17 protein-coding genes are annotated in these 22,859 nt (G+C 65.0%); 8 read left to right on the forward strand and 9 right to left on the reverse strand.

Going from position 1 to position 22,859, the window contains the following annotated elements; translation table 11 throughout:
* Positions 1-6: 6 nt before the first annotated feature.
* The 3 genes from ligA to def all read left to right on the forward strand — a co-directional run bounded on the left by ligA (position 7) and on the right by def (position 3,215).
* The gene (gene ligA, locus J2X67_RS23570; protein ID WP_309957046.1) at positions 7-2,091 is read left to right on the forward strand and encodes an NAD-dependent DNA ligase LigA; all 2,085 of its coding nucleotides are present in this window, start codon (positions 7-9) and stop codon (positions 2,089-2,091) included.
* A 110-nt stretch (positions 2,092-2,201) separates the two neighbouring features.
* Complete coding sequence (locus J2X67_RS23575) at positions 2,202-2,612, forward strand: hypothetical protein (protein ID WP_309957047.1); 411 nt, start codon at positions 2,202-2,204, stop codon at positions 2,610-2,612.
* 63 nt (positions 2,613-2,675) lie between these two features.
* Positions 2,676-3,215: a peptide deformylase gene (def, locus tag J2X67_RS23580; protein ID WP_309957049.1), complete on the forward strand. Its 540-nt coding sequence runs from the start codon at positions 2,676-2,678 to the stop codon at positions 3,213-3,215.
* A 35-nt stretch (positions 3,216-3,250) separates the two neighbouring features.
* Here the strand turns inward: def and J2X67_RS23585 are convergent, their stop codons facing one another.
* Entirely contained in the window at positions 3,251-3,646 is a 396-nt protein-coding gene (locus J2X67_RS23585; RefSeq protein ID WP_309957051.1) for a DoxX family protein, read from the reverse strand.
* Positions 3,647-3,820: 174 nt separating this feature from the next.
* Between J2X67_RS23585 and J2X67_RS23590 the strand changes: the two genes are divergently transcribed.
* The 3 genes from J2X67_RS23590 to J2X67_RS23600 are packed head-to-tail and all read left to right on the forward strand — an operon-like array spanning position 3,821 to position 6,905.
* Positions 3,821-4,855: an amino acid ABC transporter substrate-binding protein gene (locus tag J2X67_RS23590; protein WP_309957053.1), complete on the forward strand. Its 1,035-nt coding sequence runs from the start codon at positions 3,821-3,823 to the stop codon at positions 4,853-4,855.
* Positions 4,852-5,850 (forward strand): ABC transporter permease subunit, encoded by a 999-nt coding sequence (locus J2X67_RS23595; protein WP_309957055.1) that lies wholly within the window; start codon positions 4,852-4,854, stop codon positions 5,848-5,850. The genes J2X67_RS23590 and J2X67_RS23595 overlap by 4 nt, the downstream gene beginning before the upstream one ends.
* Positions 5,847-6,905: an amino acid ABC transporter permease gene (locus J2X67_RS23600; protein ID WP_309957057.1), complete on the forward strand. Its 1,059-nt coding sequence runs from the start codon at positions 5,847-5,849 to the stop codon at positions 6,903-6,905. The genes J2X67_RS23595 and J2X67_RS23600 overlap by 4 nt, the downstream gene beginning before the upstream one ends.
* Before the next feature lie 19 nt (positions 6,906-6,924).
* On the opposite strand, the gene pgm is transcribed toward J2X67_RS23600, so the two are convergent.
* The 3 genes from pgm to map form a co-directional block, all read right to left on the reverse strand.
* A complete protein-coding gene (gene pgm / locus J2X67_RS23605; protein ID WP_309957059.1) occupies positions 6,925-8,580 on the reverse strand; it encodes a phosphoglucomutase (alpha-D-glucose-1,6-bisphosphate-dependent) in 1,656 nt (551 codons plus the stop codon).
* Positions 8,581-8,664: 84 nt separating this feature from the next.
* Positions 8,665-11,271, reverse strand: coding sequence for a [protein-PII] uridylyltransferase (locus J2X67_RS23610; protein WP_309957060.1), 2,607 nt, complete (start codon positions 11,269-11,271; stop codon positions 8,665-8,667).
* Positions 11,272-11,305: 34 nt separating this feature from the next.
* The gene (gene map, locus J2X67_RS23615) at positions 11,306-12,130 is read right to left on the reverse strand and encodes a type I methionyl aminopeptidase (protein WP_258506078.1); all 825 of its coding nucleotides are present in this window, start codon (positions 12,128-12,130) and stop codon (positions 11,306-11,308) included.
* Between the two features lie 154 nt (positions 12,131-12,284).
* On the opposite strand from map, the gene purL reads away from it, so the two are divergent.
* Positions 12,285-16,268: a phosphoribosylformylglycinamidine synthase gene (gene purL, locus J2X67_RS23620; protein ID WP_309957362.1), complete on the forward strand. Its 3,984-nt coding sequence runs from the start codon at positions 12,285-12,287 to the stop codon at positions 16,266-16,268.
* 92 nt (positions 16,269-16,360) lie between these two features.
* Here the strand turns inward: purL and J2X67_RS23625 are convergent, their stop codons facing one another.
* The 5 genes from J2X67_RS23625 to J2X67_RS23645 form a co-directional block, all read right to left on the reverse strand.
* Positions 16,361-17,146, reverse strand: coding sequence for a peptidylprolyl isomerase (locus J2X67_RS23625; RefSeq protein ID WP_309957064.1), 786 nt, complete (start codon positions 17,144-17,146; stop codon positions 16,361-16,363).
* Positions 17,147-17,299: 153 nt separating this feature from the next.
* Positions 17,300-17,581, reverse strand: coding sequence for a BolA family protein (locus J2X67_RS23630; protein ID WP_309957065.1), 282 nt, complete (start codon positions 17,579-17,581; stop codon positions 17,300-17,302).
* Positions 17,578-18,117 (reverse strand): septation protein A, encoded by a 540-nt coding sequence (locus tag J2X67_RS23635; RefSeq protein WP_309957067.1) that lies wholly within the window; start codon positions 18,115-18,117, stop codon positions 17,578-17,580. The genes J2X67_RS23630 and J2X67_RS23635 overlap by 4 nt, the downstream gene beginning before the upstream one ends.
* Before the next feature lie 43 nt (positions 18,118-18,160).
* Positions 18,161-19,642 (reverse strand): protein adenylyltransferase SelO family protein, encoded by a 1,482-nt coding sequence (locus J2X67_RS23640; protein ID WP_309957069.1) that lies wholly within the window; start codon positions 19,640-19,642, stop codon positions 18,161-18,163.
* A gap of 75 nt (positions 19,643-19,717) precedes the next feature.
* Entirely contained in the window at positions 19,718-20,794 is a 1,077-nt protein-coding gene (locus J2X67_RS23645; protein ID WP_309957071.1) for an AraC family transcriptional regulator, read from the reverse strand.
* 252 nt (positions 20,795-21,046) lie between these two features.
* Here J2X67_RS23645 and J2X67_RS23650 point away from each other — a divergent pair, with 252 nt between their 5' ends.
* Positions 21,047-22,765 carry a carboxylesterase family protein gene (locus tag J2X67_RS23650; protein WP_309957364.1) on the forward strand — a complete coding sequence of 573 codons (1,719 nt, stop codon included), beginning with the start codon at positions 21,047-21,049 and terminating at the stop codon, positions 22,763-22,765.
* Positions 22,766-22,859 lie beyond the last annotated feature (94 nt).

Genomic DNA, 22,859 nt, shown 5'->3' on the forward strand with positions numbered 1-22,859 from the left:
ACATTCATGACAACGCGCGACGAAGCGGCACGCGAAGCCGCCGCACTGAGCGAACAGCTCCACAAGCACGCCCACCTCTATTACGTGCTCGACGCGCCCGAGCTGCCCGATGCCGAATACGACAAGCTCTTCCAGCGGCTGCAGGCCATCGAGGCTGAGTTCCCTGATCTGAGAACGCCCGATTCCCCCACGCAGCGCGTCGGCGGCAAGGTGCTCGAAGGCTTCGTGAAGGTGCGCCACAAGGTGCCGATGCTTTCTATCCGCACCGAAACCGACATCTCTCCGGGCGGTGCGAGTGCCTTCGATGCGCGCGTGCGCAAGGAGCTCGGCCTGGCCGAAGACGGGCCGCAGGTCGAGTACGTGTGCGAGCTCAAGTTCGACGGCCTTGCCATGAACCTTCGCTACGAGAACGGCGTGCTCGTACAGGCGGCAACGCGCGGCGACGGCGAGGTAGGCGAGGAAGTAACGCAGAACATCCGCACGGTGCGCGATATTCCGCTGCGGCTCAACGGCAAGGCACCGCCCGTGGTGGAGGTGCGCGGCGAGGTCTACATGAAGCGCGCCGACTTCGATGCGCTCAATGAGCGCCAGCGGGAGAAGATTGCGGCCGGGCAAAAGAACGAGAAGGTGTTCGTCAACCCGCGCAATGCGGCAGCCGGTGCGGTGCGCCAGCTCGACCCGGCCATTGCTGCGGCGCGCCCGCTGAGCTTTTTTGCGTATGGCCTCGGCGAGGTTACGCCGGCCAGCGAAGGCGGCCCGGATTGTCCGACCCAATTCGATTGGCTGCAGCAGTTCCACGCCTGGGGATTCCCCGTGGCCAAACAGACTGCGCGTGCCAAGGGTGCCATCGAGCTCATTGCGTTCCACGAGAACATCGGACGCCAGCGCGATGCCTTGCCCTACGACATCGACGGTGTGGTCTACAAGGTCGACAACCTGGAACTGCAACGGCAGCTAGGCTTCGTTTCGCGCGAGCCGCGCTGGGCCGTGGCGCACAAGTATCCCGCGCAAGAACAAATCACCGAGGTGCTCGGCATCGAGGTGCAGGTGGGCCGCACCGGCAAGCTCACGCCGGTGGCCAAGCTCGCGCCGGTGTTCGTCGGCGGCGTGACCGTGACCAACGCTACGCTCCACAACGAGGACGAGGCGCGCCGTAAAGACGTGCGGGTGGGCGACCAGGTCATCGTGCGCCGCGCCGGCGACGTGATTCCCGAAGTGGTCGGTGTGGTGCCCGAGAGCCTGGCCAAGCCGGAAGGCGAGCGCGGCCCGCTGTTCACCATGCCGCGCCAGTGTCCCGTGTGCGGATCGGAAGCGTTGCGCGAAGAAGGCGAGGTCGACTACCGCTGTACGGGCGGCCTGTTCTGCGCAGCCCAGCGCAAGGAAGCCATCCTGCACTTTGCCGCACGCCGCGCGGTCGATATCGACGGGCTTGGCGACAAGCTGGTCGAGCAATTGGTCGATGCCAACCTCATCCGCACCTTGCCCGACCTGTACAGGCTCGGCTTCATCACCTTGGCGGGCCTGGACCGAATGGCCGAAAAGTCGGCCAGGAACCTCGTCGATGCGCTGGAGGCATCAAAGAAAACCACGCTGCCGCGCTTCCTGTTCGGGCTGGGTATCCGGCACGTGGGCGAGAGCACGGCAAAAGACCTGGCCAAGCATTTCGGCAAGCTGGACGCGATCATGGACGCGACCGAAGAGCAACTGCTCGAGGTCAACGACGTGGGGCCTGTGGTGGCGCAAAGCCTGCGCACATTCTTCGACCAGGCGCATAACCGCGAGGTGGTGGAGCAGTTGCGCGCCTGCGGCCTGACCTGGGAAGAGGGCGAACCCGCCGCTCGCGCGCCCAAGCCGTTGGCGGGACTGACCTTCGTGATAACCGGTACCCTTCCTACGCTCAGCAGGGACGAAGCAAAGGACAAACTGGAGGGGGCCGGTGCCAAGGTGGCCGGCTCCGTCAGCAAGAAGACCAACTACCTGGTTGCCGGCGAAGAGGCCGGCAGCAAGCTCGACAAGGCCCGTGAGCTCGGCGTGAACGTGATCGACGAGGCGGGTATGCTGGAGATACTCGCCAACGGCGTGCCGGGTTGAAAGCTGTGGAGGCGAGGTGTGCTTACCGCTGGTTACGCGGCTTCACACCCGAGCAGTCAACAGGGGCTACAAGCTGGCGTTGAAGACAAAAGGCCGACAAGGAGTCCCTTATGCAGAAAATTCGTGTTCTCGGTACCTGTGTCGCCATCGGCGGCTTCGCACTGCTTGGCGGTTGCGTTGCCGTTCCCGGCGATCCTTACTACAACGGGGGCTACTCGCAGCCGTATTACGACAACCCGGTGGTCGTTCAGCCAGCGCCTGTCTACATAGAGGGCGGCGCTTATTACGAAGGCCGCCGTCCCTACTATGGCGGACGCCCCTATTACGGCGATCGTCCGTACTACGGCCGGCCGGGTTATCCGGCGGTGCGTCCGAGCTATCCGGTGGCACCTGCGCGTCCGGGTTGGGGCGGCGGGCGCCCGGGGCCCGGTGTACAGCCAGGCGTAGCGCCCGACCAGACGCCGCGCGGCCGTGCACGGCTTTACACCTCGCCCGACTCGAAGACCCAGACGCCTCCCTGATCCCCTGATCGCGGAGCAGGCACCTGGCCCATCGCAGCGCATGGCTGTCGCGATAATCCCGCCATGGCCATACGCGAAATCCTGAAAATGGGCGACCCCCGGCTGCTGCGCGTTGCACAGCCGGTCGCCGCTTTCGACACCGACGAGCTGCACCTGCTGGTGCGCGACATGTTCGAGACGATGCTTGCGGTTAACGGCGCCGGGCTGGCGGCACCGCAAATCGGCGTTGACCAGCAACTGGTGATCTTTGGCACCGACCTGGTCAATCCCCGCTACCCCGACGCGCCTCCGGTGCCTCGCACCGTGCTGCTGAATCCCGTCATCACGCCGATTGGCGACGAGGAAGAAGAGGGCTGGGAAGGATGCCTTTCGGTGCCGGGCCTGCGCGGCGTGGTGCCGCGCTTTTCGAACATACGCTATACCGGCTTCGACCCTTACGGCGATCCAATCGACCGGACTGCCAGCGGCTTTCATGCACGCGTGGTGCAGCACGAGGTCGATCACCTGCTTGGCAAGCTCTACCCGATGCGGGTGCGCGATTTTTCGCGCTTCGGCTACACCGATGTCCTGTTTCCAGGGCTCGATGCCAACGACGACGATTAAGAGAAAGCGGCCGGTTGATCACCGGCCGCATGCGTTCAGTTGTACCTGCCGCCAAGGCCGAAGCGGCCACCGCCGAAGAGCGCGATGGCAAGTGCCGAGAACAGGAACATGCCCTGCAGTTCCAGCGCCCAGCCGCCCTGGCCATTGAGGGCGCCCAGGTCCTTCTGGTGCACAAGCCAGATCGCCACCACCATGTTGAGGGCAACGATCAGCGCTGCCGGGCGGGTGAACAGCCCCACGATCAGCAGCACCGGTGCCAAGATTTCTCCCACGTAGACCAGGTACGCCATGGCCGCCGGCAGGCCGTGGGACACGAGCATGCCGCCGATGCCGTCGACGCCCTTGCCGACCTTCGCAATGCCGTGCAGCAGGATAAGGATGCCGAGTGCAACGCGCAGAACGAGCTTGCCGGTGTCATCGGATTTGGTCATGAGCAGATTCCTGGTGAGAGTGATTGAAGGGCCATATGTTAGTGAATGTGCCACCGGCAAGAAAAGCAGCGGCTGGCGGCCGAAACGGCATATGCATCCAACCGTCCGTTCTTTGGCAGAGTAGCGCCCGGCCCCGTACACTGCCTTTTGCTTGTTGTTGAGGAGAACACACCAATGAAGAATCGATTCCGTCCCGTGCTGGCCCTTGCCGCGTCCGTTGTTGCGCTGGCAGCCGCAGCGCCAGCTTTTGCCGGCAAGACCCTCGATGCGGTCAAGCAGCGCGGCACCGTCAAATGCGGCGTGACGAACGGCGTGGCCGGCTTTTCGGCGCCCGATACGCAGGGCAACTGGTCGGGCCTGGACGTCGACACCTGCCGCGCCATTGCCGCGGCGGTGCTGGGCGACGCTAAAAAGGTCGACTTTGTCCCGCTCAATTCCCAGCAGCGTTTCTCGGCCCTGCAGGCCGGCGAAATCGACATTCTTGCCCGCAACACCACCTGGACGCTGACGCGCGACGCTTCGCTGGGCTTCAACTTCACCACCATCACGTACTACGACGGCCAGGGCTTCCTGGTGCCGAAGAAGCTCAAGGTGACCAGCGCCAAGCAACTCAAGAACGCGACCATCTGCACGCAATCGGGCACCACCAACGAAAAGAACGTCTCCGACTACTTCCGTGCGCAGAACATCCCGGTCAAGACGGTGGTGTTCGAGAGCTTCGAGGCTTCGTTCAAGGCCTTCTTCTCGGGCCGGTGCCAGGCTTTCACAACCGACGCCTCGGCGCTTGCGGGCCTGCGCAACAAGGAGGCGCCCCACCCCGACGACTACATCATCCTGCCCGAGCTCATCTCCAAGGAGCCGCTCGCACCGCTGGTGCGACGTGGCGACGACGAATGGTTTGCCATTGCCAAGTGGGTGCCCAATGCGCTCATCGAGGCGGAGGAGTTCGGCGTGACGCAGGCCAATGCGGACGATCTCAAGGCCAACAGCAAGGATCCGGCGCAGCAGCGCCTGGTCGGCACAGGCGAAGACCTGGGCAAGCTGCTCGGCCTCGACAAGGAATGGTCGTTCCGCGCGATCAAGGCCGTGGGTAACTACGGCGAGATGTTCGAGCGCAACGTCGGGCCGAAATCGGTGCTCAAGCTGCCGCGCGGCTCGAACAATCTCTGGAACAAGGGCGGCCTGATCTACGCACCACCGGTTCGATGAGCCGGCAAGCCTCGCGCCGCGGCGCCTGGCTGGCGTGGGTTGTCCAGGCGCTGCTGGTGCTGGCCGTGCTGGCCGGCGCCGTTTGGGTAGTGAACCACGCGCTCGACGTGCTGCGCTCGCGCGGGGTGCGGTCGGGGTTCGACTTTCTCACTGAGCCGGCGGGCTTTTCCATCAGCGAAGGCTGGCTCGACTTCGATGCCAGCCAGCCGTTCTGGTGCGCCTTTTTGGCGGGGTTGATCAACACCGTGCGGGCGGCATTGCCTGCTGCTGTTTTCGCGGTTGTGCTCGGCACCTTGATCGGCATCGGCCGGCTCGCGCCGCACGTGTTGCTGCGCGGCATTTGCACTGCGTATGTCGAACTGCTGCGCAATGTGCCGCTGCTGGTGCAATTGCTGATGCTGGCCTTTGCCATGGCCAACCTGCTGCCCGATCCGACCGAGCCGGTGCGCCTGTTGCCCGGGGTGTGGCTCAGCAAGGGTGGCTTGAGCGTGCCCTGGCCCATGTCGGGCGAAGGCGGCTGGTGGCCAACACACTTCGAGTGGCCCGAGAAGGGCGACTTTGGGGTGAGCGGCGGCGCGGCACTGAGCCCGGAATACGTGACCATCGTCGCGGGCCTGTCGTTTTATTCGGCGGCTTTCGTGGCGGAAATCGTGCGCGCCGGCATTCTTTCGGTTTCGCAGGGACAGGTGCTGGCCGGGCAGGCGCTGGGCCTGACATCGGGGCAGCAATTGCGCATCGTGATCCTGCCGCAGGCGCTGCGTGTGATCGTGCCCTCGCTCACCAACCAACTGCTCAGCCTCACCAAGAATTCATCGCTGGCGGTGGCCGTGGGCTATCCGGAACTGGTGTCGGTGGCCAACACCACCATCGGCTCGAACGGGCGGGCGTTCGAGTGCATTGCGATCATCATGGCGGTGTACCTGCTGCTGTCGCTCCTGATCTCCTTCGGCATGAACCGCTACAACGCACGCGTTGCGCTGAGAGGCTGGCAATGAGAAACGTTGCCCAGGGCCCTGTTGCGTGGCGCAGCGAGCTCTGGGGTTCGCCGCTGCGCGCACTGGCCACGGTGCTGCTGCTCGCGCTGCTTGCGTGGGGCGGGTTCCATGCCTTGGAATGGGGCGTGCTGAACGCGGTGTTCCGGCCCGATGCCGAAGCCTGCCGCGCGGTACAGCACGGCGCCTGCTGGGGCGTGGTGGCCGAGAAGTGGCGGCCAATGCTGTTTGGCCGCTTTCCTTATGAGGAGCAATGGCGTCCCGCCATAGCCGTGGTCGTGTTGTCGGCGGTTACCGTGCTCAGCGCCTGGCCGCGCAGCTGGCGCTGGTGGCTGGTGCCGCTCTGGCTCGTTGCGCTGTTGCTCTTTGTGCTGCTGATGCGCGGCGGCGTGGCGGGCCTGGTCCATGTGCCAACCAGCCGCTGGGGCGGCTTGCCGCTCACCATCGGCCTTGCAGTGGTGGGCCTGGCGCTGGCCTTTCCGCTGGCGCTGTTGCTTGCCTTGGGGCGCCGCTCGGGCTGGCCCGTGGTTCGGACGCTGAGCGCTAGCTATATCGAGCTGGTTCGCGGGGTGCCGCTCATTTCGGTGCTCTTCATGGCCTCTTTCCTGCTGCCGCTCTTGTGGCCCGCTGGGTGGCAGCCGGATGTGCTGGTGCGCGTGCTGGCCGGACTCACGCTGTTCGTGGCGGCTTACCTGGCCGAGATCATCCGCGGAGGCCTGCAGGCCGTGCCGCGCGGGCAGACTGAAGTGGCGATGGCGCTCGGCTTCGGACGTTGGCCGGTACAGCGCGACATCGTGCTGCCGCAGGCCCTCCGGCTTGTGGTGCCCGCGCTGACCAACAGCGTGGTCGGCACGCTGAAAGACACTTCGCTGGTCACCGTGGTCGGCTTGTTCGAACTGACCGGCGCGCTGGGCCTGGCGTTGGGCGGCGACCCGACCTGGCGGCCGTTCTACCTCGAGGGCTACCTCTTCATTGCGGCGGTGTACTGGGTGCTGTGCTTCGGCCTGTCGCGCTACAGCGTGTGGCTCGAGCGGCGGTTGGCAGAGGGCACGCGCTGAGGCGGCGTGCCCGCCTTCATCAGCCTGCCGACAGCGCCTTGTCCACCAGCTGCTGCGCCTCCTCGAGGATGCGCGCGAGGTGCTCGGTACCGAGAAAGCTCTCGCCGTAGATCTTGTAGATGTTCTCGGTGCCCGAGGGCCGGGCGGCGAACCAGCCGTTTTCAGTGACCACCTTCACGCCGCCGATGGCCGCTCCATTGCCGGGCGCATGGCTCAAGACGTTCTGGATTTTCTCGCCCGCAAGTTCCGTCGACAGCACCTGCTGCGGCGACAAATTCGAAAGCTTCTTCTTCTGCTCGACGGTGGCCGCTGCATCCACGCGGTTTGACACCGGCTTGCCTAGCGCTTCTGCCAGTTCGGCAAAACGCTCGCCGGGGTCGCGGCCCGTGCGTGCGGCAATCTCCGCCGAGAGCAGGGCAGGGACCATGCCGTCCTTGTCGGTGGTCCATGCCGAGCCGTCGCGCCGCAAGAAGGTGGCGCCCGCGCTTTCTTCACCGCCGAAGCCCAGCGATGAATCCACCAGCCCTTCGACAAACCACTTGAAACCCACCGGCACCTCGTAGAGCTTGCGCCCCAGGTTTGCAGCCACGCGGTCGATCATCTGGCTGCTGACCGCCGTCTTGCCCACGGCCGCATGCGGCGCCCACTGCGGACGGTGCGTGAAGAGGTAGTCGACCATTACCGCCAGGTAGTTGTTCGGCGGCAGCAGCCCCGTACTGCGCGTGACGACGCCATGCCGGTCGTGGTCGGTGTCGCATGCAAAGGCAATGCCGAAGCGGTCCTTGAGGCCAATGAGTTGGTGCATCGCATCGGGCGACGATGGGTCCATGCGAATGCGGCCATCCCAGTCGAGCGACATGAAGCGGAAGGTCGGGTCGACCTCCTGGCTGAGCACCTCGAGCCGGTCGAGCTTGTAGCGCTCGGCAATGGCGGGCCAGTAGCGCACCCCGGCGCCGCCCAGCGGGTCGACGCCCAGATCGATAGGCACGCCGCGTATCGCGTCCATGTCGAGCACCTGCGCCAGGTCTTCCACGTAAGTGTTCAGGTAGTCGTGGCGGTGCGTGGTCGAAGCGCGCAGCGCCTGTGCGAGCGGCAGGCGCTTCACGCCCTTGAGCGCCGCAGCAAGATAGCCGTTGGCTGCAGCCTCCACGGCCGAGGTGATGTCGGTGCCCGCCGGCCCACCATTGGGCGGGTTGTACTTGAAGCCACCGCTTTCGGGCGGGTTGTGCGAAGGCGTGATGACGATTCCATCGGCCAGCCCCGTCGTGCGTCCGCGGTTGTAGACCAGGATGGCGTGCGAAACCGCGGGCGTCGGCGTGTACTCGTCGTCCTTCGACAGCATCAGCTCCACCCCGTTGGCTGCCAGCACTTCCACCGCGCTGTTGAAGGCGGGCGTGGAGAGCGCATGCGTGTCGATGCCCAAAAACAGCGGGCCGTCGATGCCTTTTTGCTTGCGGTAGTCGGCAATCGCCTGGCTCATTGCCAGCACGTGCCACTCGTTGAAAGCGTCGTCGAAGGAGGAGCCGCGGTGGCCCGATGTTCCAAAGGCCACGCGCTGTGCCGGCACCGATGGATCGGGCTGGCCCGTGTAGTAGGCCGATATGAGACGCGGGACGTTGACGAGCAGGTCCAGCGGTGCGGGCTGGCCCGCGAGAGGATGGGTCTTTTGGCTCATGTCGAGTGTTGCCGTTCGAGTTGAATCAAGTCGACAACATCATGCCGCAGGATGCGCCTGCGAACGAAACAAGCGGAAAGCTCCTCAGGAGGCCAGCGCCTCCATCAACTCGGTCTCGATGGCCAGTTGCGTCTTTTGTCCCTGCAGCTCGGGTCCGCTGATCAGGAAGGTGTCTTCCACCCGTTCGCCGAGCGTCGTGACCTTGGCAAGCTGCAGGTTGAGGTGGTGCCGTGCGAGCACGCGCGCCACCGAATACAGCAGGCCCGCACGGTCGCTGGCAGAGATGTTGAGCAGCCAGCGCTGCGCCTTGTCATCGGGCAGCAGGCTGATGCGCGGCTTGATGGGAAAGCTGCGCACACGGCGCGATACCCGACCCACGCTGGGTGCAGGCAGCGGCCCCGCTTCAGTCAGCGTTTGAGCGAGGCCCAGCTCGACCATGCTGATGAGATCGCGGTAGTGGTCGGGAAGGAAAGTAGTTACAACCTGGAAGGTGTCCAGACCGTAGCCGTTGCTGGTGGTGTGTACTTTCGCGTCAAGAATGCTGAACGACGACTGGTCGAAATAGCCGCAGATGCGCGCAAACAGGTCTGGCTGGTCGGGCGTGTACACCACCACCTGCATTCCTTCGCCCACCGGCGACAGGCGGGCCCGAACGATGGGCGGTGCCTTGGGGTCCACGGGCACGTTGGGCGGCGGCACAAAGCGCGAAAGCTGCTTGGCGTGCCAGGCAATCTCGCTGGCGTCGTGGCGCATGAAGTAGCCGACGTCCAGCGTTTCCCACAGTGCTTTGTGAGCCTCGAAACGTTGCGCATGCAGCGCAAGCTGCACCAGCGCCTCGCGCTTGCGCGACTCCACCTCAGCGTCCGGATCGGGCATGCGGCCGCCCAGCGCGCGAAGGGTGTAGCGATAAAGGTCTTCGAGCAGCTTGCCTTTCCAGGCGTTCCACACGCGCGGCGAGGTGCCGCGAATATCGGCAATGGTGAGCAGGTACAGGGCCGTGAGATAGCGCTCGTTGCCCACGCGCCTGGCAAAGGCGCCAATCACTTCGGGGTCGCTCAGGTCCTGCTTTTGCGCCACCTGGCTCATCACCAGGTGTTCGGCGACCAGAAATTCGATGAGCTTTGCGTCTTCGCGCGCAATGCCGTGCTGCTTGCAAAAGCGCTGCACGTCGCGTGCGCCGAGTGTGGAATGGTCGCCACCGCGGCCCTTGGCAATGTCGTGGAACAGCGCGGCCACGTAAAGAATCCAGGGCTTGTCCCAGCCGGCCGCAAGCTGCGAGCAGAACGGGTATTCGTGCGCATGCTCGGCAATGAAAAACCGCCGCACGTTGCGCAGCACCATCAGGATGTGCTGGTCCACCGTGTACACATGGAACAGGTCGTGCTGCATCTGCCCCACGATGCTGCGGAACACGCGCAGGTACCGCCCCAGCACCGAAGTCTGGTTCATGAGCCTGAACGCATGCGTGATGCCGTAGGGCTGCAGCAGGATGCGCATGAAGGTCTCGTGATTGGCCGGGTCGTTGCGGAACTTGCTGTCCATGACGTGGCGCGCGTTGTAGAGCGCGCGCAGCGTGCGTGCCGACAGGCCCTTTACGCCGATGGTCTTCTGGTAGAGCAGGAAGGTCTCCAGAATGGCTCGCGGCTCCCGCTCGTACAGGTCGTCGCTCGCAATCTCGATCAGCCCGGCGCGTTCGTAGAAGCGCTCGTTGATCGGCGTGTGCTGCTCGTCGCTTGGCTGCAGCCGCTCCGAAATGTTGAGCAGCAAAATCTGGTTGAGCTGCGTGACCGCCTTGGCTGCCCAGTAGTAGCGTCGCATGAGCGCTTCGCTCGACTTGCGCTGCGATTCACTCTCATAGCCAAAGCTCGCGGCCACGGCGGTCTGCAGGTCGAACACCAGCCGGTCTTCGCGTCGGTTTGCAATGACATGCAGGCGCGCGCGAATCAGCGAGAGCAACGCTTCGTTGCGTTTGATCTGCTGTGCCTCGAAGGGCGTGGCCAGGCCGTTCTTGGCCAGGTCGTCCCAGCGGCTGCCGTAGCCGGCGGCCTTGGTCATCCAGAGAATGGTCTGCAGGTCGCGCAAGCCGCCCGGCGATTCCTTGCAATTGGGTTCGAGCGCGTAGGGCGTGTTGTCGAACTTCTGGTGGCGGTGCCGCATTTCTTGCGACTTGGCGACAAAAAACGCCTGCGGATCGATGGCGCGGGTAAAGCGGCGGCGGAAGGCGACAAAGAGCTTCTTGTTGCCCGCAATCAGCCGTGCCTCAAGTAGCGACGTTTGAACGGTGACGTCTTTCTCGGCCTCGGCCAGGCACTCTTCGACTGTGCGCACGCTGGAGCCGATTTCAAGCCCCGCGTCCCAGCAATGTCCGATGAAGGCCTCGATGCGTGCCGGGTCGATCTCGCTGACATGGCCCTCGGGTGGCAGCAGCAGCAGCACGTCGACGTCGGAATACGGAAACAGCTCGCCGCGGCCAAAGCCGCCCACAGCAGCCAGGGTGAGCGAATCGCCGAAATCGGCCTCCCGCCAGAGCGCGCACAAGGTCTGGTCGGCCAATGCCGAGAGCTGGCGCAGCACCGTGTGCACGCTGCGCGTGGGCGCACGTGCAAACCGCAAGGTTTCGAAGAGTGCGAGCTTCTTTGCGCGATAGGCTTCGCGCAGCGTTGCCACGTCGATCTTGGCTGGTTCGATCACGGCTTTGTCCGGGGCCGTGCGCCGCTCGCGCGGCTCACGTTTTCGTTGAGGTGACGAAGGAGGGCAGGGGCGGGCTGCCTTCGGACAGCGTGAGCACCTCGTAGCCCGTTTCGGTGACCAGCACCGTGTGCTCCCATTGCGCCGAGAGCGAATGGTCGCGCGTGACGATGGTCCAGCCGTCGTACTGTCCGCCCTTGAAGTCTTCCTTCACCTCGCGCTTGCCGGCGTTGATCATCGGTTCGATGGTGAAGATCATGCCGGGCTTGAGTTCTTCGAGCGTGCCCGGGCGGCCGTAGTGCAGCACCTGGGGTTCTTCATGAAACCGTTGGCCCACGCCGTGGCCGCAGAACTCGCGCACGACCGAGAAACCGTGGCCTTCGGCAAATTTCTGGATTGCGTAGCCGATGTCGCCCAAATGCGCGCCCGGACGCACCTGCAGGATGCCGTGCCACATGGCTTCGAAGGTGATGCTGCACAGCCGCTTGGCTGCAATGGAAGCGTCGCCAATGATGTACATGCGGCTGTTGTCGCCGAACCAGCCGTCCTTCACCACGGTGACGTCGACGTTCATGATGTCGCCCTTTTTCAAGGGCTTGTCATTGGGAATACCGTGGCAGACCACGTGATTGACCGAGGTGCAGAGCGACTTCGGAAAGGGCACGCTGCTCGCGCCCATGTAGCCCACCGTGGCCGAGGTGGTGCCTTGCTTGACCATGTATTCGGCGGCGAGCCGGTCGATTTCGTTCGTGGTGATGCCTGGCTTGATGAACGGCGTGAGGTAGTCCAGCACCTCGGAGGCCAGGCGACAGGCGACGCGCATGGCTGCGATGCCCGCTGCGTCTTTGTAGGTAATGCTCATCCGGGAATTATCCCATTCAGCAAGCTAAAATTCCGGGTTAACGCGGATGACCCCAGTCAGCGGTCTTCCGCCTCGATTCTTTGATTCCCAACGCGGCCCCAAGGCCCCATCGACCGTGACGCAGCCCGCATCCCAAGCCCTTCCTGTCGTAACCATGTTCGAGGGCGGCAGCGCACTCAGCGATTTCCGTGCGCGGCAGCTGCTGCCGAAGCTGCAGGCGATCGAACCGCGCATCGAGGGTATTTCGGCCCGCTTCGTGCACCTGGTGGTCACAGACGCAGCCTTGAGCCCTGCCGAGCGCGATCGCTTTGCCGCGCTGCTGACCTATGGCGAGCCCTTCGAGGCGCCGGCCAAGTCGGGCACATCGGTGGTCGTTACGCCCCGACTCGGCACTGTGTCGCCGTGGGCTTCCAAGGCCACCGACATTGCCCACAACTGCGGCCTTGCGCTGCGCCGGGTGGAGCGCGTTACCCAGTACCACCTGAAGCTCAAAGCCCCGCTGATCGGCAAGGCGCCGGTGCTCGAGGGCGACCTGCTGGCCGCCGCGGCGGGCCCGCTGCACGACCGCATGACCGAATCGGTGCTTGCCACCGTCGAGCAGGCGGCGAGCCTCTTCAGCGAACTGCCGGCCCAGCCCATGGCGCTGGTCGATGTGCAAGGCGGCGGCCGCGCCGCGCTGGTGGCGGCCAATACCAGTTTTGGCCTGGCGCTCGCCGAGGACGAAATCGACTACCTGGTCGACGCCTTCACCCGGCTCGGGCGCAATCCGAGCGACGTCGAACTGATGATGTTCGCGCAGGCCAACAGCGAGCACTGCCGCCACAAGATCTTCAACGCCCAGTTCACCATCGACGGCAAGGCGCAGCCCCAAAGCCTGTTCTCGATGATTCGCCACACCGAAAAGCAGAACCCGCAGCACACGGTGGTCGCCTATGCGGACAACGCCTCGGTCATGGAGGGCTCCACAGTCGAGCGCTTCATTCCGGCGACGGACTCGCAGAGCTATCAAAAAGATAGCGCACTCAGCCATGTGTTGATGAAGGTTGAGACCCACAACCATCCGACAGCCATCTCTCCGTTCCCGGGCGCCTCCACCGGCGCAGGCGGCGAAATTCGCGATGAGGGCGCCACCGGCCGTGGCTCCAGGCCCAAGGCGGGCCTGACCGGCTTCACGGTGTCCAAGCTCTGGCCCGAAGAAGGCCACTACGGCAAGCCCGAGCACATTGCCAGCCCACTGCAGATCATGACCGAGGGCCCGTTGGGTGGTGCCGCGTTCAACAACGAATTCGGCCGGCCCAACCTGGTGGGCTACTTTCGCGAATACGAGCAAACGGTGGCGAGCGACATCGACACCGTGCAGCGCGGCTATCACAAGCCGATCATGATCGCGGGCGGCCTTGGCAGCATCGACGCCTCGCAAACCAAGAAAATCCAGTTTCCGGCCGGCTCGCTGCTCATTCAGCTTGGCGGGCCCGGCATGCGCATCGGCATGGGCGGCAGTGCTGCCAGCTCGATGGCAACCGGTGCCAATGCGGCCGAACTCGACTTCGACTCCGTGCAGCGCGGCAACCCCGAAATCGAACGCCGTGCGCAAGAGGTCATCAACCATTGCTGGCAGCAGGGCGCGGCCAACCCGATTCTCGCGATCCACGACGTGGGCGCGGGCGGCCTGAGCAACGCCTTTCCTGAGCTCACCAACGACGCCGGCCGAGGCGCGCGTTTCGACCTGCGCGCAGTGCCGCTCGAAGAGTCGGGCATGGCGCCAAAGGAAATCTGGTGCAACGAAAGCCAGGAGCGCTATGTGCTGGCCATTGCGCCGGAGTCGCTCGAACAGTTCAAGGCCTTCTGCGAGCGCGAGCGCTGCCCGTTTTCGGTGGTGGGCGTGGCAACGGAAGAGCGCCAACTGTTGGTGGCCGACGAGGGTGCCCAGGTACAGCCGGTGGACATGCCCATGGACGTGCTGCTCGGCAAGCCGCCCAAGATGCACCGCGACGTCAAGACCGTCGCCCGCAGCTTCAAGCCGGTCGACCTTACCGTCGTCGACCTGCAGAAGGCGGCCATCGACGTACTCTCGCACCCGACCGTTGCCTCCAAGCGATTCCTGATCACCATTGGCGACCGCACCGTGGGCGGCCTGAGCCACCGCGACCAGATGGTCGGCCCGTGGCAGGTGCCGGTGGCCGACTGCGCGGTGACGCTGGCCGACTACAAGGGCTTTGCGGGCGAAGCCATGAGCATGGGCGAGCGCACGCCGCTGGCCGCGCTCGATGCACCGGCATCGGGCCGCATGGCGGTGGCAGAAGCCATTACCAACCTGCTGGCCGCGCCCATCGAGCTTTCGCGCGTCAAGCTCTCGGCCAACTGGATGGCTGCTTGCGGCGAGCCGGGCGAAGACGCCGCGCTGTATGAAACAGTCAAGGCCGTGGGCCTGGAACTGTGCCCTGCGCTGGGCGTGTCCATTCCGGTCGGCAAGGATTCACTGTCCATGCGCACGCAGTGGAAAGACGATGGCGAAGCCAAGAAGGTCACGTCCCCCGTTAGCTTGATCGTGACCGCCTTCGCAACGTTGTCCGACGTGCGAGGCACCCTCACGCCGCAGCTCGACGCCGAAGAGGCCGACACCACGCTCGTGCTCGTGGACCTGGGCCAGGGCAAGCACCGCATGGCCGGCAGCATCCTGGCGCAGACGCTCGGCCAGAGCGGCGACACGGTGCCTGACCTCGACGACCCCGCGAAGCTCGTGGCGCTGGTCAATGCAGTCAACGCGTTGCGCGTCGACGGCAAGATCCTGGCCATGCACGACCGCAGCGACGGCGGCCTGTTTGCCACCGCATGCGAAATGGCCTTTGCCGGGCATGTGGGCGTGGCGCTCAATGTCGACATGCTGGTGACCGAAGGCGACGGCATTTCGGACAGCCGCATGGAAACCGGCGATGCCAAGAACTGGGCGCAACAGGTGAGCGCACGGCGCGAAGAACTTACGCTGAAGGCGCTCTTCAACGAAGAACTCGGCATGCTGCTGCAAGTGCGCACGGCCGAGCGCAACGACGTGATGCAGGTGCTGCGCGCCCATGGCCTCAGCGCCCACAGTCACTTCGTCGGCAAGACTCGCCCCGCAAGCTCCACGATGGACGCCGGCAAGGGCAAGGTCGAAGTGTGGCGCGATGCAAAGTCGGTGTTCAGCGCCAGCCTGCATGACCTGCATCAGGTGTGGGACTCGGTCAGCTGGAAGATCGCCCGCGAGCGCGACAACCCCGCCTGCGCCGATGCGGAACACGCCGCTGCCGGCGATCCTTCGGACCCCGGCATGCACATCTTCCTACCTCTCCCGCTGGGAGAGGGCAGCAGCATCAACGCCCCGGCCATCCTTCAAAACAGACCCAAGGTCGCGATCCTGCGCGAGCAGGGCGTCAATTCGCACGTCGAAATGGCCTACGCCTTCACCGAAGCGGGCTTCGAGGCCTTCGACGTTCACATGACCGACCTGCAGACGGGCAGGGCGGACCTGGCCAACTTCAAGGGCGTGGTCGCCTGCGGCGGCTTCAGCTACGGCGACACGCTCGGCGCGGGCATCGGCTGGGCGCGCAGCATCACCTTCAACCCGAAGCTCGCCGAGCAGTTCAAGGCCTTCTTCGGCCGCGAAGACACGTTCGGCCTGGGCGTGTGCAACGGCTGCCAGATGTTCGCCGAACTGGCCGACATCATTCCCGGCGCTGAAGCCTGGCCGCGCTTCACGACCAACCAGAGCGAGCGCTTCGAGGCGCGCCTGTCGATGGTCGAGGTGCTCGAATCGCCCAGCATCTTCTTCTCCGGCATGGCCGGTAGCCGCCTGCCGATTGCGGTGGCGCACGGCGAGGGCTATGCCAACTTCAAGCACCGCGGCGATGCGGCCAAGGCCATTGGGGCCATGCGCTTCGTGGACAACCATGGCAAGCCTACCGAGCAGTACCCGTTCAACCCCAACGGCAGCGCCGGTGGCCTGACCTCCGTCACCACGCCGGACGGCCGCTTTACGGCGGTGATGCCGCACCCCGAACGCGTGTTCCGCAACATCCAGATGAGCTGGACCTCGGGCGACAAGAGCGAGCTCAGCCCCTGGATGCAGATCTGGCGCAACGCGCGCCGTTGGGTGGGTTGAGAAAAAGCGCCCCAAACAAAAAAGCGGCCTGAAGGCCGCTTTTTTTTGGAGGAGAGGACGAGGGCAGCGCCAAGGCTGCCCGACCTTCACTCTTACTCGACCTTGGCCTTCGCGCGCAGTTCTTCCTGGTACTTCTGCAGGCGTTGCTGCTGCAGTTGCTGCGTGATTTGCGGCTGCACTTCTTCCATCTTCGGCAGTTGTGCCTGGCGAATGTCGTCGACGCGGATGATGTGGTAGCCGAACTGCGTCTTGACGGGCGTTGCCGTGGTTTCGCCCTTCTTGAGCTTGATCATCGCTTCGGAGAACTCGGGCACGAAGCTGGACGGGTTGGCCCAATCGAGGTCGCCGCCGTTGGCGCCCGAACCCGGGTCCTTGCTCTGCTTCTTGGCGATGTCTTCGAACTTGGCGCCCTTCTTCAGGTCGGCCATGATCTTCTTGGCCTGGTCTTCCGTCTCGACCAGGATGTGGCGGGCCTTGAATTCCTTGCCGCCATTGGCTGCCACGAACTTGTCGTACTCGGCCTTGACGTCGGCTTCCGACACGGCGTTGGTCTTGCGGTAGTTTTCGAACAGCGCACGGATCAGGATGGCCTGGCGTGCCAGCTCGAGCTGGTTGCGGTAGTCGTCGGTCGCGTCCAGGCCCTGCTTCTGCGCTTCCTGCATGAACACTTCGCGCGCGACGATTTCCTCGCGCAGCTGGCCCTGCATTTCCGGGGTGACCGGCCGGCCGGCTGCGGCCAGTTGCTGCGCCAGCACGTCCATGCGCGCCTTGGGCACGGGCTTGCCGTTGACGATGGCTGCGTTCTGCGCCACTGCCGCCAGGGGAATCGCACCGAGCAGCGCTGCGGCCGCAACGGCCGTCAAGATTTGTTTTTTCATGGAATGAATATCAGGCTGGAGGGGAAATGCGCATATGAAAAAGCGCGTTGAGAAAGCGGAAGGACGAAGAACGAAGAGAAAAACGGACGGAGGGCGGAGCCGCCGCAGCGAAAGCCGCGTGGCATTGACCGGTCATTTGACCGCTCGAACGACTCAAAGCACCTCGATGGCGATGGCGTGCAGACCCTGCGCGATAAAAACTTGGAGGGCATCATACACAAGGCGATGACGCGCCACGCGGGGCTTCCCTTCGAACAGTGGGGAGGCAATGCGAACCCGAAAATGGGTGCCGTAGCCCTCGGCGTTGGCACCTGTATGCCCGGCGTGGGCACTGCTCTCGTCGATCACCTCGAGCGCGGTGGGTTGCAGTTGCTGGCGCAGCACCGCTTCGAGCGCGTCCGCCGTCGGCAGCGGGTGGGTTGCGGCGGTGCTCATGCGGTGGGCTCGTCGCTCTTGAGGTGCGGCGAGATATACAGGCCCTGCGCCACCAGGAAGACGATGGGGAACACGTAGCCCCAGAGCTTGAAGTTGACCCAGGCCTCGGTGGTGAAGTACGCCGCCACGTAGCCGTTGATGAGGGCCATGAAAAGGCAGTAGCCGATCCACGCCACGTTCAGGCGGCCCCAGATGCGGTCTGGCAGCTGGAGCTGCGAGCCGAGCAGCATCTTGAGGAAGTTCTTCTTCAGTACCCAGAGCGCCACGGCCAGCGCAACGGCCATTGCGCCATACAACACCGTGGGCTTCCACTTGATGAAGCGGTCGTCATGCAGCACCAGCGTGAGCGTGCCGAAGAGCAGGATCAGCACCAGCGTGGCTTTTTGCATGGCCTGCAGCTTGCGCTCGGTGGCATAGACGATGCCCATCTGCACCACGGTGGCGCCCATCAGCACGGCCGTGGCGGTGTAGATGTCGCCCAGCTTGTAGGCGCCGAAGAACAGCAGGATCGGAAAGAAGTCGAGGATCAGTTTCATGCGCTGGGCGGTAGCCTGTAGATGGTTTTTTGTACGGGTGCGGTCATGACGAGCAGCTGATTTCGATTGTGGAGGCCCAGTCGGGCGGAAAGCCGGCATACGCGTCGGCACCTGGGTGTTCGTCAAATGGGCTCTCGAGCAGGGTCAGCAAGGTTGCCACACCCGAGAAGTCTTTCTGCGCAGCAGCTTCGATGGCTTGCTGGCCCAGGTGGTTCCGCAGCACGAATTTTGGATTCGATCTGAGCATCAGGTTGGCAGCTTGCTCGCGTTGGCTCTTTGCATGCCGCTCCGAAAAAGATAGCAACCAGGTGTCGAAGCCGGCGCGGTCCAGGAAAAGGTCGCGCACCGGCTCGGCGTTGCCGTCTGCCATGTGCTGCGAAAGGCGGCGCCAGAAGATCGTGTAGTCGACCTTTTCGGCGGCCATGAGCTTCAGCACGCCCTCGATGAGCGCCCGGTCGCCCTCGGCCGAATCGGCGAGCCCGAGCTTGGCACGCATGCGGCCCTCGAACTCGCGTGGGAACACCGTCTTGTAAGACTCCAGCGCCGCCACGGCCACCTCCTGGTCGCCAATGAGCGGCAGCAGCGCCTGCGCCAGGCAGAACAGGTCCCAGTAGGCCACGTTGGGCTGCTGGTTGAACGCGTAGCGTCCACTGGTGTCGCTGTGGTTGCAGATGTGGCGCGGATCGAAGCCATCCAGAAACTGGAACGGGCCGTAGTCGATGGTGAGCCCGAGGATGCTCATGTTGTCCGTGTTCATCACGCCGTGGCAAAAGCCGACGGCCTGCCACTGCGCCAGGAGGGCGGCGGTGCGTTCGCTCACGGCTTCCAGGAAAGCCGCATACGCGTTGCCGCCGAAGCGGTCGGTCGTGCGGCAGGCCGGGTAGTAACGGTCGAGCACGTAGTCGGCCAAGGCGCGCAATTCGGCATCGCGCTGATTGGCCGCAAAGTGCTCGAAGTGGCCAAAGCGAATGAAGCTGGGCGCCACGCGGGTCACGACGGCGGCGGTTTCCGGTTCCTCGCGGTACACGCGGGCGTCGGAGCCTGTGACGCACAAGGCCCGAGTGGTTGGAATGCCAAGGCCGTGCATGGCCTCGCTGCAAAGAAATTCGCGGATGCTGGAGCGCAGCACGGCGCGCCCGTCGCCACCGCGCGAGTAGGGCGTGCGGCCCGCGCCCTTGAGCTGCACCTCGAAGCCGCCCTCGGTTTCGCCCAGCATGATCGCGCGGCCGTCGCCAAGCTGCCCGGCCCACACGCCGAATTGGTGGCCGCTGTACACAGTGGCAAAGGGCTGGGTGCCGGCAATGGGCAGGCTGCCGGTCAGCGCCGCCAGTGTGCTGTCCGATTGCCGCCAATCGGCCGGCAATCCAAGCAAGCCGGCCACCGCATCGCTGTGGCCGACCCAATAGGGATCGGGCAGGGGCGTCGGGCGCAGTTCGGTAAGAAAGGCGGGGCCCAGTGTCCGGAACCCGGGCTTCCAGCGCACCCCCAGGTCGGCGGCGGCCGTGTCTTCAGCAAGAAAGCTCATGCCCCGATTGTCCGGCAGAGCATGAGACCCCTTGCGGCACGGGCCATCGGGGAAGCCGCACCCCGCCGGGCCTGTTCAGTGGGCAAGCGCCGGCGTGTCCCAGATGCGCGCCCGGTACTGCGCAGGCGGCAGGCCGAACCAGCGCTTGCAGGCGCGAAAGAAGTTGCTGCTGTCGACAAAGCCGAGCATCTCCGCCACGTCGGTGAGCGTGTGGCGGTCTTCGGCCAGGTACTGCCGAGCCAGTTCGCGGCGGGTGCGGTCGAGCAGCGACTGGAAAGACACCGATTCTTCTTGCAGCCGCCGCTGCAGCGTGCGCTCGGCCAGCCCAAGGCCTGCCGCCACGTCTTGCCGGCGCGGCTCGCCATGGGGCAGGCGGCGCGCGATTTCGGCGCACACCAGGGTGCTGGTGGTGGTCTGGCCCAACAGGTTCAGCTGCTCGTCCAGCAGGTGCTCCTGCATTTCGCCAAGGGTGGGGTGGTAGGTGGGCAGCGGCATGGCCAGGTCTGCCGTTGACAGTAGCAGGCGGTTGGCCGGCGCGTTGTAGCCGATCGGGCAGCCGAAGGCCTCGCGGTGCAGCCGGTCGTCGGCAGGCGGCGGGTAGACAAATTCAAGTGCCAGCGGCTGCAACTCGCGCCGGGTAAGCCATTGGCACTGCATGAATACGGTGAGCAGCGCGTACTCGACGCGCTGGCGTGGAATGGGCAGGCTGCCGCCGGTGTGCTCCATCACCATCCACGAACCGCGCGCGTCGGGCTGCATCGAGAAGGCGGTTGCATCGGAGATGACGGCCATGTAGCGCGCGAGCCGGTCGAGCGCCTCCCTCAAATCGGCGCTGCACGACATGGCATGCCCCACCGTGCCGAGCTTGCTGTGCGTTGCGGCCAGGTCGCGGTGCAGCCCCAGCGTGGGCTTGCCGGCGCGCGCCACGGCCAGTTGCCACAACACAGAGATCTCGTCGACCGGAATGCGCGCGTTCTGCCGGTGCAGCGAATCGGGATCGAAGCCGGCTTCGCGCAGCAGCGAGACCACGTCCAGGCCTTCGGCCGAAAACATCGAGAGCACGCCCTCGAGCCACGCGGCCGAGCTGGTTCGAAGTTCCGGCTGCTGTGCGCAGCCCGGCCGGCGTTGCGGGCGGCGCTGGGCAGGCGGCATGGAGGCTCCTGAAGTCATTGAATTGGCTCGCTTGCGATAGCGGGGGAAACGCAGCCGGTTCCTAGAATTTTCTGGCGGATCCAGCCCGGCGGAGTATGGCGGGCTGGCACCGATGGAGTCATTCCGATTAACCCGGTGTGGAGACAAGCAATGAACACGGCAGAGACAACGGAAATCCAGTCCCCGACGCTGCAGACGGCACGCAGAACCGTGGCGCAGGCGGTGGCGGTGGCGGTGGCATTAACGGCGTGCATGGCGCTTTCCGCCTGCGGGGGCGGCTCCGGCTCCGGCTTTTCATTCCCCCCGGCTGCGCCCCCGCCGCCCGCCGCAGATGGGCCCATGGTGCGCACGACGACCGCCGGCAAGATCGAAGGCGTGGACGACAGCGCCCGAACGGGCACCTGGTCCTGGAAGGGTGTTCCGTTCGCCAAGCCGCCCGTGGGCGCGTTGCGCTGGCGCGCGCCGGTCGACCCCGAGGCCTGGACCGGCATTCGGCCGGCCGCCAGGTTCGGCAACTCGTGCCTGCAGATCGGTCGGCTTTTCAGCCCCGGCACCAACAACACCTTCGACGCCACCATTGGCACCAACCTGGGCAAGCCCGTCGGCAGCGAAGACTGCCTGTTCGTCAACATCTGGCGTCCGTCGACAGAAGAAAAGAACCTGCCCGTGCTGCTGTTCATCCATGGGGGCAGCAATATCTCGGGCTATACGGCGGACCCGCTCTACGACGGCGCGGCGCTGGCCAAGGCCGCCAACGCGGTGGTCATTACCGCCAGCTACCGCCTGGGCATCCTGGGCTTCATCAACATGCCGCAACTGCGCCCGGGCGGCTCGGCGGGCGACGACTCGGGCAACTTTGCGCTGCTGGACATCATGGCCGCGCTTCGCTTCATCAAGGCCAACGCTGCCAGCTTTGGCGGCGATGCGGGCAACGTCACGCTCTCGGGCGAGTCGGCCGGCGCCACCAACCTGCTGGCGGTAATGACCTCGCCGATGGCCAAAGGCCTGTTCCACAAGGCCTTCGAAATGAGCGGCGGCATCTCGCTTGCGAGCAACCTGCCGCCCGCTACGCTCCCCACGCTGGCCCCGGCATCGGCTTCGCTCGCGCAGGGCCAGGCCATCCTGGAAAGACTGCTCATTGCCGGCGGCACCGCGGCCGATGCCGCCGCTGCCAAGGCCTACATCGCCAGCCGCACACCGGAACAAATCGCGGACTACATGCGGGCGCAGGAGGGCGGAGCGCTGCTCACCAGGGTGGTTGCCGCCGGACTGGGTTCGGTCGCGCCTATTCCCGACGGCACGGTGCTGCCACTCGATCCGATCGGCGCCATTGCGGCCGACCAGTACAACAAGGTGCCCATGCTTGCGGGCAACACGCGCGACGAGGGCAAGCTCTTCGCCTCGCTGCTGGGCACCATCGGTTTTCCGAAGCCGGGCTGGATCGTGACCGACGCGCAGCGCTTTTCGATGATGTTCAATTTCGACCCCGATGCGCCCTCCGTCCTCACCGTGGCAAACATCGTCGATGCGTCCTACCTTCCGGTAGACAAACCGGGTGCCGGCTACAACGCGGCCACCGACGTCATCACGCAAGGGCTTTTCGGCGCCAGCCGCGACAACCTGCTCAACACGATGAAGACGCGCCAGTCGAACATCTGGCACTACCGGCTCGACTGGGCGCAGGAGGCGCCGCCGTGGAATGACGTGTACGGCGCGGCGCACGCGTTCGACCTGCCGTTCGTCTTTGGCAACTTCAACGGTTCGCTCCTCAGCAACGTGATGGGCGGCAAGGCCAACCAGCCAGGCCGCCTCGCGCTTTCCGCCGCCATGATGGCGAGCGTGGGCGCCTTCATGCGCAAGGGCGATCCCAACACGCCCCAACTCGGGGTCGCCTGGGGGACATGGCCCTCGCAGCTGTTGCTCGACGCAACGCCAACGGCCGCCAGAATCACGGCCGCGAGCGCACCTTGATGAGCCGCTTCGTTCCATTCAGCAGTGCGGGTTTGTGTCATTGTGGAAGCGGCCGAAGCTTGCGTGAATCTGTGCTTTGCAAGCTTTCATGAAG

Source organism: Variovorax sp. 3319 (assembly GCF_031456585.1).
Lineage (GTDB): Bacteria > Pseudomonadota > Gammaproteobacteria > Burkholderiales > Burkholderiaceae_C > Variovorax > Variovorax paradoxus_P.

Excerpts from the sequence above, each read along its gene's own strand:
- ligA (WP_309957046.1), top strand. The coding sequence starts at position 7 with ATGACAACGCGCGACGAAGCGGCACGCGAAGCCGCCGCACTGAGCGAA.
- J2X67_RS23575 (WP_309957047.1), top strand. The coding sequence starts at position 2,202 with ATGCAGAAAATTCGTGTTCTCGGTACCTGTGTCGCCATCGGCGGCTTC.
- def (WP_309957049.1), top strand. The coding sequence starts at position 2,676 with ATGGCCATACGCGAAATCCTGAAAATGGGCGACCCCCGGCTGCTGCGC.
- J2X67_RS23585 (WP_309957051.1), bottom strand. The coding sequence starts at position 3,646 with ATGACCAAATCCGATGACACCGGCAAGCTCGTTCTGCGCGTTGCACTC.
- J2X67_RS23590 (WP_309957053.1), top strand. The coding sequence starts at position 3,821 with ATGAAGAATCGATTCCGTCCCGTGCTGGCCCTTGCCGCGTCCGTTGTT.
- J2X67_RS23595 (WP_309957055.1), top strand. The coding sequence starts at position 4,852 with ATGAGCCGGCAAGCCTCGCGCCGCGGCGCCTGGCTGGCGTGGGTTGTC.
- J2X67_RS23600 (WP_309957057.1), top strand. The coding sequence starts at position 5,847 with ATGAGAAACGTTGCCCAGGGCCCTGTTGCGTGGCGCAGCGAGCTCTGG.
- pgm (WP_309957059.1), bottom strand. The coding sequence starts at position 8,580 with ATGAGCCAAAAGACCCATCCTCTCGCGGGCCAGCCCGCACCGCTGGAC.
- map (WP_258506078.1), bottom strand. The coding sequence starts at position 12,130 with ATGAGCATTACCTACAAAGACGCAGCGGGCATCGCAGCCATGCGCGTC.
- purL (WP_309957362.1), top strand. The coding sequence starts at position 12,285 with ATGTTCGAGGGCGGCAGCGCACTCAGCGATTTCCGTGCGCGGCAGCTG.
- J2X67_RS23625 (WP_309957064.1), bottom strand. The coding sequence starts at position 17,146 with ATGAAAAAACAAATCTTGACGGCCGTTGCGGCCGCAGCGCTGCTCGGT.
- J2X67_RS23630 (WP_309957065.1), bottom strand. The coding sequence starts at position 17,581 with ATGAGCACCGCCGCAACCCACCCGCTGCCGACGGCGGACGCGCTCGAA.
- J2X67_RS23635 (WP_309957067.1), bottom strand. The coding sequence starts at position 18,117 with ATGAAACTGATCCTCGACTTCTTTCCGATCCTGCTGTTCTTCGGCGCC.
- J2X67_RS23640 (WP_309957069.1), bottom strand. The coding sequence starts at position 19,642 with ATGAGCTTTCTTGCTGAAGACACGGCCGCCGCCGACCTGGGGGTGCGC.
- J2X67_RS23645 (WP_309957071.1), bottom strand. The coding sequence starts at position 20,794 with ATGCCGCCTGCCCAGCGCCGCCCGCAACGCCGGCCGGGCTGCGCACAG.
- J2X67_RS23650 (WP_309957364.1), top strand. The coding sequence starts at position 21,047 with ATGGCGCTTTCCGCCTGCGGGGGCGGCTCCGGCTCCGGCTTTTCATTC.